The 10,368-nt window shown below is 27.7% G+C and carries 11 protein-coding genes; 9 read left to right on the top strand and 2 right to left on the bottom strand.

The window, feature by feature from the left end:
- Window positions 1-965 precede the first annotated feature (965 nt).
- The 5 genes from L1S46_RS21530 (at window position 966) to L1S46_RS21510 (ending at window position 5,153) form a co-directional block, all read left to right on the top strand.
- Window positions 966-1,541: a hypothetical protein gene (locus L1S46_RS21530; RefSeq protein ID WP_238900915.1), complete on the top strand. Its 576-nt coding sequence runs from the start codon at window positions 966-968 to the stop codon at window positions 1,539-1,541.
- A 272-nt stretch (window positions 1,542-1,813) separates the two neighbouring features.
- Window positions 1,814-2,866, top strand: coding sequence for a galactose ABC transporter substrate-binding protein (locus L1S46_RS21525; RefSeq protein ID WP_238900914.1), 1,053 nt, complete (start codon window positions 1,814-1,816; stop codon window positions 2,864-2,866).
- Between the two features lie 672 nt (window positions 2,867-3,538).
- Window positions 3,539-3,829, top strand: coding sequence for a hypothetical protein (locus L1S46_RS21520; RefSeq protein ID WP_077308734.1), 291 nt, complete (start codon window positions 3,539-3,541; stop codon window positions 3,827-3,829).
- Window positions 3,830-3,884: 55 nt separating this feature from the next.
- Window positions 3,885-4,568: a rhamnogalacturonan acetylesterase gene (locus L1S46_RS21515; RefSeq protein WP_023976744.1), complete on the top strand. Its 684-nt coding sequence runs from the start codon at window positions 3,885-3,887 to the stop codon at window positions 4,566-4,568.
- A 324-nt stretch (window positions 4,569-4,892) separates the two neighbouring features.
- Window positions 4,893-5,153 carry a hypothetical protein gene (locus tag L1S46_RS21510; RefSeq protein WP_012060077.1) on the top strand — a complete coding sequence of 87 codons (261 nt, stop codon included), beginning with the start codon at window positions 4,893-4,895 and terminating at the stop codon, window positions 5,151-5,153.
- Window positions 5,154-5,406: 253 nt separating this feature from the next.
- On the opposite strand, the gene L1S46_RS21505 is transcribed toward L1S46_RS21510, so the two are convergent.
- Entirely contained in the window at window positions 5,407-6,609 is a 1,203-nt protein-coding gene (locus tag L1S46_RS21505) for an MFS transporter (RefSeq protein ID WP_023976746.1), read from the bottom strand.
- A gap of 3 nt (window positions 6,610-6,612) precedes the next feature.
- A complete protein-coding gene (locus tag L1S46_RS21500) occupies window positions 6,613-7,035 on the bottom strand; it encodes a MarR family transcriptional regulator (protein ID WP_238900913.1) in 423 nt (140 codons plus the stop codon).
- 478 nt (window positions 7,036-7,513) lie between these two features.
- Between L1S46_RS21500 and L1S46_RS21495 the strand changes: the two genes are divergently transcribed.
- The 4 genes from L1S46_RS21495 to L1S46_RS21480 all read left to right on the top strand — a co-directional run bounded on the left by L1S46_RS21495 (window position 7,514) and on the right by L1S46_RS21480 (window position 10,329).
- A complete protein-coding gene (locus L1S46_RS21495; RefSeq protein ID WP_077856361.1) occupies window positions 7,514-7,843 on the top strand; it encodes a PadR family transcriptional regulator in 330 nt (109 codons plus the stop codon).
- A gap of 14 nt (window positions 7,844-7,857) precedes the next feature.
- Window positions 7,858-8,574 (top strand): pentapeptide repeat-containing protein, encoded by a 717-nt coding sequence (locus L1S46_RS21490; protein WP_238900912.1) that lies wholly within the window; start codon window positions 7,858-7,860, stop codon window positions 8,572-8,574.
- A 420-nt stretch (window positions 8,575-8,994) separates the two neighbouring features.
- On the top strand, window positions 8,995-9,513 hold the full coding sequence (locus tag L1S46_RS21485; protein WP_238900911.1) for a VanZ family protein: 519 nt from the start codon (window positions 8,995-8,997) through the stop codon (window positions 9,511-9,513).
- Window positions 9,514-9,711: 198 nt separating this feature from the next.
- Window positions 9,712-10,329, top strand: coding sequence for a hypothetical protein (locus tag L1S46_RS21480; protein ID WP_238900910.1), 618 nt, complete (start codon window positions 9,712-9,714; stop codon window positions 10,327-10,329).
- Window positions 10,330-10,368 lie beyond the last annotated feature (39 nt).

The raw sequence follows: 10,368 nt of genomic DNA, 5'->3' as shown, positions 1-10,368 counted from the left end.
TTAACTAGTACTAGTTTGTGTAAAAATAGCTATGCTATGCATAAGTGTATTTCTAAGTTTGGATATCTATATAGATATCCAAATTTAAAACTAAACTTATGTGATAACTTACCGAAATCATAAATATTTTGTTCCGAAAAGCTATGAAAATATCGCTGAAGTTTCTAAGCGGCAGATTGTATCCAATTTAGCATGCTCCAACTTTCAGTTTGACAAGCTAAATTGGAACAACCTACAGCTAAGAACTTTTAACAGCTCATTTTCAAATGTTTTCTTCACAAATATATTTATGATTTCTAGTGAAGATATGAACTCGAAGTTTTAGAAAATTTGTAAATATGTTCATCTAATAAGTCTAATTCTTGAATTGTTTATCTATATAGTGGATAGTATTACAAACTCATGCGTAGCATTGAAAATATAAGGACTGAACTTCATTAGTTCAGTCCTTATATGTATTGGATTTAAAATGGAATATTATAAATCACAATTGGTTGATAGAATTAGATTAATGAAAGCAAAGAAGCGAACATTAGCATGTTGAGGAACTGTAAAGTCATGAATTAGGTGGCAAGTTGCGCCTAAATTAAACATTGTACCTTTAATATTCCCCTGGAAATATTCATTAAGTGCTTTTGTATAATAAGATATGCATTCTGATTTGGTATTTCAATATATTTATCTCTTAATTATTATAAACATAAGTAAAACTATTATTCGTAGAGTCGTATAGATGTTGGCAGATATATTTTTTGAAAATCAATATGAAATTGTAGTAAATGAAAAATTTAGTGTTATGTATCATGGGAGATAATAAATTTAAAAGTTAGAAAGCCAGGTTCTTAGTTGAAGATAACATGTAATAGCTCAATGGCAAAAGAGATATTGTGAAACATGGATTTAAAGAATATAATGTATATATAAGTAATTAAAGTTAAAATATTGTTTAAATAGAGGTGTGAATTTTGAGTAAAATTAACAGAAAGGTATTGCTAGGAATAACTTCATTAATGTTGTTTGCTTTAGGAATATTATTTGGAATTTCATTGGGCGGAAATCCTAGTTACGGGGATCTTATATTAAAGTCTATAGGTTTAGGTCCATGGTCAAATATCGATACAGGACTACATTATACAGCAATTATATCTTTAATATTTTTAATACCGGCAGTTGTTTTTGGATATATGTTCTTAAAAGAAACTTTAGAATTAGAAAATATGAATGGTAAGAGAAGAATAGAGACTTTGGAATGTAAATTAAGTATATTTATAGTTTTAACAAGCACCTTTGTTTTGCCAGGGAAAATAGAACAGAATATGGGAAGCTTTTTTGAGTACGCGTTTGGCTTTCCTTTAAATTATTGGTCTGTATATCAAGGAGACGGAGGAAGTTTTTATTTATTCAGTAACTTATTTAATGGAAATATTGGAATGAACATTAATATAGTAAATTTATTCCTTGATATAGTGATTCTTTATTACGTTTTATTAATAATAAGAAAAGTATTTATAAAATTATATGCCGTATATAAAAAAAATTAATTTAGAGGATTACTTAAATATGGTAATATTCAGAAATGAATTTACCATATTTTTTGCTTTCATATAGAAATTCTATAAAATGTAGGTTTAGAATGTTAAATATGAAGTATTCTTTAAAATTAAAGTGAATATCAATTGATATATAAAAGAAGTATAAAAAACTTAAATATCATATTATAAGAACGTATTTATAATTATTAATATAGAATTTAGAATAATTTTCTTTTTAAAAGTAATCCTATAAATTAGATAGAATTACAGGAGGTTTTAGAATGAAGCTATTAAAAAAAATTATAATAATAATTACAGTAACAGTTATAGTAATGGAAACCTTAATTGAAGCAGTCCCACTAAATAGCCATAATGATTCAACAAATCCAGTAAATGTAGGAGTGGTTTTTTATAGATTCGATGATCCTTATGTTATTGATTTAAGGCATAGCCTAGAAGATATTGAATCACGAAATGAAGGAAGGATTAAATTTAATTTTTATAATAGTGAAAATAACAGAGATATCCAAAATCAAACTATTAATAATCTTCTAGAAAGCGATAATATCGATCTTCTCATATTAAGTTTAGTAGATTTAGTAAACGATCCCAAAGAACTAATTAATTCAATCAAAGAAAAAAATATTCCAGTAATTTTTGCTAGCAAAAGAATACTTAAGGTAGATGAAAATATAGTTAAATCATATGATAAAGCTTATTATATATTGCCAGATTCAGAGCAGGCAGGAAGGCTACAAGGAAAATTGTTAGCTAATTTATGGAATGGTAATAAAAATACTATAGATACAAATAAAGATAATATTATGCAGTATATAGTATTGCAAGGCGGAATTAACAGTAATGCTAATGAGTCAACAGATAGAACTAAATATTGCATTATGACAATCAGAGATGCTGGAATAAAAGTTGAACAACTTGCATCAGAATTTTGCAATTGGAGTGAAGAGTTAGCTAGAGATGCGACAGATGCTTTATTGACTAGATATGGAAATAAAATTGAAGTAGTAATAGCTAATAACGATACTATGGCTGTTGGTGCTGTAAAAGCTTTACAAAAGCATGGATATAATAAAGGTGATGGTACAAAAAATATACCCGTTGTTGGAATTGATGCTATTCCAGAATCACTATATTTCATACAAAAAGGATATATGGCAGGTACTGTTTTCCAGGATCCAGATGTTATGGCAAATGCATTTTTTGACGTTGCAATGCATTTATCAGGCAAAATACGTTTTGAATGTCCTAAGGAGTATCGATGTGATGAAAGTGGAAGAATAATTCAATTGCCATTTAAAGAATATATGGCTTAGGCTAAAAGTATATTTATTGGATTTAAAAATGATGTCGTTTTGATAATGAATTTTATTTACCTCGAAGTTAATAATTATAAATTAGTGGTAAATAAAATTCATAGTTAAAAAATTAACAATGCATTAGTTATGAATTAGAATAAACATCATAATTAATTCTAGTATTATTTTAAAAGCTATAAGCAAAGTTTTATGGACAAAGAACAATAAGGATCTTGTTTCATTTTTCATTAGGAACTACATTAAATTATAAATGAATCCAAACCAAATAATTCTATGCGAATGAATCAAGTTACTTAGCGTTCATATTTAATAATTTCAACATAGAATACTTGTAAAAAAATACATTTATAGTATAATGTGTACATGCAATATTAAAGGAGAATTGATCTATATATTGTAGTTAAATTTCTATATTTTAGGTTTTTATTTAGCATGAGAGTTCTAGGATTTAAAATATTCAGCATATATATGGGGGAATGTACATGGGGATAACAGTATTGATAGCATTTTTTCAGTTATTGCAGTTGTAATATTTCAGACGGTTTTCACAATAATTGAAACAAGAGCTGAGAGTAGATTACTCTGAGCAAATATTTTATATATTTAAGTAGACGTGAAGAAGAAGAATATTTGCAAATAATTGTGCGCTAATAAATAAGGAGTTGTGTTATGGGGTTAATTGGAATTTTACCTGTGTTTGCATTAATTATATCTGGAATTATATATTTTGCAGTGAAAGTATTGGAACGTTTATTAAATAAAAACATAATGGGATATGTAATTTTATTATTAATAATTGCTTTTATAGGTATTTATGGACTTTTATATTTTTCAGAAGATGATGGATGTGGTGGAGGAGCAATATTTTTACTTTTATCTACATTTACAATAGATTTCTTTATAATCACTTTTTTCATAATTGAAAAGTTATATAAGAAATTCAGAGCGCGGTTACGATAAATTTAGGTGAATTGTGGACAAGAAATACATTCATTAGAAAGGGAGTTAAATTAACGTGGATAGAAAGATAAAAATTTTTATTGCAGGTGATTCTACAGCTGCTACAAAATTACCGGATGAAAAACCAGAAACAGGATGGGGAGAAAGAATTGGAGAATTTTTTACTAGTGATATAGAAATTTGTAATTTTGCTATCAATGGAAGAAGTTCTAAAAGCTTTATAAATGAAGGAATATTACAAAAGATATCTGAATTAATTAAGGCGGATGATTTTTTATTTATAGAATTTGGCCATAATGATAAAAAAGAAAATGAGGAATTATATACAGATCCATTTACTACATATAAAGCTTATTTAACTGAATATATTAAAGTTGCTAGAAATGCTGGTGCGCACCCAGTATTACTAACATCTATACATAGAAGAAATTTTGATGAAAATGGCATTATAAAAGACACACATGGAGATTATCTTGTAGCAGTAAGAGATCTTGCGGCTGAATTAAGCGTACCATTAATAGATATGGGTGAAAAAAGTAAGCGTTTATTTGAGCAAATAGGAATAGAGAAAACTAAAGAGATATTCTTATGGGTGAAACCAGGTGAAAATCTCAATCATCCCGATGGGATTCAAGACAATACTCACTTTTTGGAAAAAGGAGCAAAGGAGATAGCGAGATTAGTAGTAGAAGGAATAAAAGAAAATCACATAGAATCATTGATAGGATGTATGAAATAATCAGGTGTATTACGATGCAGCCATTAATAATTATCATCATAATGTGTGTTACTTCTCTAAAATTACTAAGTGAGATGATCTCTAAGGTATAGATGATATGTTTTATTTTATGTAATATATTGCAATTCACAATGCACAGTTCAAAATTACGGATAAAATTATTGCAATATTTTTAGAATTACTATGAAGAATTATTTTTACAACATATATATTTATTTTATTATGAAAATTGCTATAATGATTTAAAAATTGGATGATATCCGCTGGAAAAAATCAGAAAGTAGGAAAATAGGTATAAATTATAATGTGTGAGAGGTGTTAAAATTGAAAATTAACAATAAAGTATTTCTTATAGTAAGCATTATATTTAGCGGACTCACAATTATTTCAATATTTTTTATTCATAGTGATATTGCATTTATATTTCTGGGGTTTTCTCTATTATTTGGTGGTTTAGATGAAATTAACTTATTAAAAAGTATGGATTCAGAAGAGACTAATAAAGGAAGTAAGACTGGCGGAATAATTGCGATAGTCGCAGGTTTATTTATAATAATTACTTATATTGTTAGATTGTTATCTTAGATGAGGAGTACTTCCAAGTTACGTAAGATATTTGCGATTAAGAGAGGAATATAATATAGACAAAGAATACTGTAGTAAATATCAGATTGTTTTAAGAAAACTAAGAATGATATTGTTTATAAGATTTGTTATAAGAAATTAAAAATAGTAAAAATAAAAGAACTAATGGGATTATATGATTAAATTCCATTAGTTTTTCTATTTGCAAATACAAGATTATTTCTTGATTGTTATTATTAATTATATTAAATTTCTAAGCCATTATTGATTCAGTATCATCATTTATAGAAGTTGCTTTCTTGCTGTGTAGGCAATAATATAAGAAAATGCAGAGAACTGCAACTGCTGCCATCATCATATATAAGCCACGATATCCTATTAATGGGACAAAGTAACCTAATATAAATGGTCCAATACCAACCCCTAAATCTTGAAATATAAAGTTAGTAGAAGTCGCTAATCCTATACGATGTTTTGGTGAAACCTTTATTGCAATTGCTTGTACACTAGATGAAGTTGTACCATAACCAAGACCTAATATAGCAGCAGCTAATAAAAGAGTTAAGCTTCCATGAGTTTGACTAAGGAAAAATAAAGATAAGGCAAACAATGCTATTGCTGGATACATAACAAAATTCTCACCTTTTTTATCAAACATTTGTCCAGTAAAAGGTCTTGAAAGTAAAACAAATACCGCATAAACGATAAAGAAGAGACTTCCAACGCTCATTAAATTAATTTCTTTAGAATAAGAGCTTATAAAAGTAAGGATGCTTGAATAACCAAGAGCAATTACTCCAGCAATAATTGAAATAGGAATAGCTTTTATTTCAAAGAAATTATGCAAAGAAAAATCTTTATTATTATTTGAATGTCCTTTTACAATTTCTAACTTTGGAATTTTTATAAAAAAGACAGCAAAAAAACTAAGTATTAAGAAAATAATACATACAACAAAATTCATATAAAAGTTTGAATGCTCAGTAATAAACATGCCTAAAAAAGGTCCAATTGCAGCAGCAATAGTAAGACTTAATGCATAATACCCAGTACCTTCTCCACGGCGTTCATTTGGAATTATCTTTGCTACAATAGTTCCAGTTGCTGTTGAAGCAATTCCCATTGCAGCACCATTTAAGAAACGATTAATGAATAAGAATACCATACTATTCACTAAAAAATATAAAAATGTAGTAGCTAAAAATAAAATAAATCCGATATAAAGCATTTTCTTCCATCCAACTTGATCAATATATCTTCCAGAGAAAATACGTGAAAGAAGTACTCCTATTACAAATATACCAGAAGCTAATCCAGCCTCACTTGGTGATGCATGAAATCTTTCTGTTGCAAATGTGGTTATAGTAACCATCAATAAATAAAATGTAAAATAAAGAAAAAAGTTTGCCGTCGAAACAATTAAGAAATTTTTCGTCCATAATTTAGGTTTATCCATTTTTTATATCTCCTTTTCATTCGTAATGTTTTTTTGTATTTTAGGAAGTGTCTCAAATGTTATGATTTTATCATCTTCTGAAATACCCTTTACCACGTCATTTTCTAATTGAGTTATTCTTTCACGGCATACATCATAAAGTTTTTCACCGATTTCAGTTAGCTCAATTATTTTTTCACGTCTATCTTTACCAGATATTGTTTTTACTATTAGTCGTTCTTCTAAACGTTGAACTCTTCGTGTTATGCTAGGCTTTTCGATATTATAGTAGTTAGCAATATCTACTAGGGAAGATGGTTGGTTATTTTTTAGATATAGAATAACCTGCCATAATGAATAAGAAAGATCATATTCACCTAGTAATTCATTTAGCTTACTTATAAGAGGTCGATGTAGTGAAAAAAAGCGTTGAAATAGTCCTTGCATATTATACCCTCCCGAAAATATATAGTTACCATGGTTAACTATTACCCAGGGTAATTATACTATTTTTATTTATAATGTCAAGTTGATTATATAGAAATATTGGAAATCTAATCAAAACTTAATTGATAAACATGCCAAAATGCACCATGCAGGCACATAATTTAGTTTTTTATCATGTTAATACATATTTAAAGAATAAGTTTAAATTTTTGATAATTAATTAAATTTATATTGAAAAAGTTGTATTTGCTGAAGAGCGGCGGGATTTGGATACGATGAAGGAAGAATAAAAGTGGTGAAGGAATGAAAAAATATATTTTATTAAATAAGCAATAAAAAAGTGAAGAAGTGAGTGTTACTGAGAGTTTTGTACATATAATTTTAATTTGGATTTAAGTAGAATTCTTTTGTATGTCTGCAATATTACCTTGACAGGCAAAGTAATGTGTTATATATTGTATTCAAGGAGGTGAGTATATTGCTTAATTCTAAAATATCCTCTGATCTAGTGAGGGGGCATATAGATACAATTATCCTAAAACTTTTGCTTGGAGGCGATAAGTATGGTTATGAAATATCTAGAACTGTGCATTCGGCTTCTAATGGTGAATATGAACTTAAAGAAGCAACCATGTATTCTAGTCTTAAAAGATTAGAATCAGAAGCATGTGTAACATCTTATTGGGGTGAAGAAACTCAAGGTGGACGAAGAAAATATTATAAAATTACTGATAAAGGTAAAGAATTATATATTGAAAATAAGAAGAATTGGGAAAATGCAAAGAAGATATTAGATAATTTAATTTAAGAGGTGAAATTAAGATGAGTGAAAAATTAAGAAAGCACTTGGATTATATATTTACTCCATATAATGATTTAATGGCTGTTAAGGAAATAAAAGAAGAGTTATTTATTGACCTGCAAGAGAAATTAAATGACTTAAAGAATAATGGATATGATGAAGATGAAGCATATAATAAAACTATTGAATCTATTGGAGAGGTATCAGAAATTGTAGAAAGTATTACTTCAAAAACTAGAGAGTTACAACAACTTGTTGGTATTGATTTTTCCAAGAGCCCTTTGGAAGATTCAGATTTTAAAGGTGTAGAGATAGTTAAAGGAAAATTTAACTATAGTGCTCTTAAGAACGCCGATTTTAGTAATTCTAACTTAAGAGATAGTTCATTTAAATGTAGTGATTTAAGCAATGCCAAGTTTGATGGAGCTAATTTAAGCAGCGCAAAAATAAATAAAGCAAGCCTAAAAGGAGCGAGCTTTAAAGATACAATTTTAGATAATACAGATTTTAGTTATTCAGATCTATCAGGATTATGCTTTGATGGTCAAAAGCTAAATGGTACAATATTTGATTACTCAGGACTTAAAGGAACAAGTTTTAAGAATGCAATCTTAAGGAATGTTTCCTTTAAGACAGAAGTTAAGAAAGCTATTTTTGATGGTGCAACTATGGATAAACTTACTTATGCAATTTTAAAAGGCTTCAAGGCTAAGTTAGACAATGTAACTATAATATAGTGGAAGCGATAGTTACAATAAATATTTGTATATAAAGTAATAAAAAATAAACAGCAAAATCCCATTATTCAAGATGATGATGGGATTTTTTTGTTTTATAAGTCATAGGGTTTCGTTAATTAAAGTTAGATGAAATATAAAATTACTTGAAGATAAAGCTGTGTTTTTTGAATAATAGAATGATGTGTGCAACTAATTATCGAAATATTAAGGTATTTTTAATTTTATACTCATAAATGGTTAATGTTATAGCAATATACTAAAAGTAGTAAGTTATATATGCTGAAATAATAAACTTGCAGTTAATATTTCAGTAGAATAAGTGATTATTTAAATTTAGAATAAAAAAATTGAGCTTTAGCATTATCGGAATATTAATAATAATTTTTGTAAAAGCATTAAAGGGGGTGGGAAATACATATGGAAAATAAAAAAACAAAACAAGAGATACTAACAATTTGTTTACTACTAGCATATTTAGTAGTGTTAACATGGATTATATTGTTTAAAATGCAATTCTCATTTAAAGAATTAGGATACTCTCGAAGTATTAACATAATTCCATTTCATGAATCTGTAATAGTAAATGGAGGGATCGAGTTTTCGGAAATATATGATAACATACTTGTATTTGTGCCGTTTGGAATCTATATTGGTATGATAAAACGTAAATGGTCTTTCATGAAAAAAGCAGCTTTGATAGCAGGAGTAAGTCTGCTATACGAGGTATTACAGTTCATATTCGCAATAGGTGCATCAGATATAACTGATATTATAGGAAATACCTTTGGAGGAATCTTTGGAATCACAATTTATCTTATTTTTCTTAAATTATTTAAGACAGAGTTTAAAGCAAATAAAATTATAAATATTATTGCATTAGTTGGAACGATTTTAGTTATTTTATTGTTAGCATTTTTAGTTTTGGCTAATAATTAGAAATTTGAATTTTATAGAACTAAAGGTTAGGGGTTAAGTACAAATATAATTGTTCTGTCATTTCTAAACAATAAAATATCATTAAATTTGCAAAATATAATTAGTACCTGTGAAAAGATTCCTAGGAACTACAGGACACTGCGGTTACAAAAATGTGTTATAATTTACATATATTATATGAAAAGGTGTGAAGATATTATGAAAAGAAAAATTATTGCATTTTGTAGTGTTTTAGTTTGTTGCATTATAGCTTTTTTAATTTTTTATCACAATACACAATATAATAAATATACAATAAATGGTGCCGCGTACATTACAGAAAAGAATAAGCACTTAGTTGGGACGGAAGTTGTAGAGGGAAAAGGGCAGGTAGAAGAATATGATGAGCATAACATGTTGAAATATAGTAAAACTATAAAAAATATACCTGATGAAATGAATCTAGTGGATTCAGCTTTGATTAGTGACTTTGTAACAAAAGAAAAAAACAATGAATATATAGCTCCAGAGATAATAGAGACAAATGGTAGTATAGGTGTATTTACGAAGAATGATGGTAGCGGTTGGAAACTAAATAAAGGAGATTCATTAGTATTTAATTTTGATAAATATCAATCAAAAGCAACGAAGAATCAAACAGCAGTAATCGGCCATGTAGTAAATGGGAAAATGGTAAAAGGAGAAAATTTTAAAGATTTATCAGGAAGTTATGAAATAACAGCAGATGAGCCTGGAGAATATTATATCTACACAATCGATGCTAGTTCAGAATATCTTGCATTCAAAGAAGGAAGCATTAGTGTTCACGAGTGTTAATTTACCTGGAGTTTGAAATGTAAAGGCAAGAAGTGTATC

The sequence above is a fragment of the Clostridium sp. YIM B02500 genome (genome assembly GCF_022324665.1).
Classification (GTDB): domain Bacteria; phylum Bacillota; class Clostridia; order Clostridiales; family Clostridiaceae; genus Clostridium; species Clostridium beijerinckii.
This window is presented reverse-complemented; position numbering and strand designations above follow the sequence as displayed.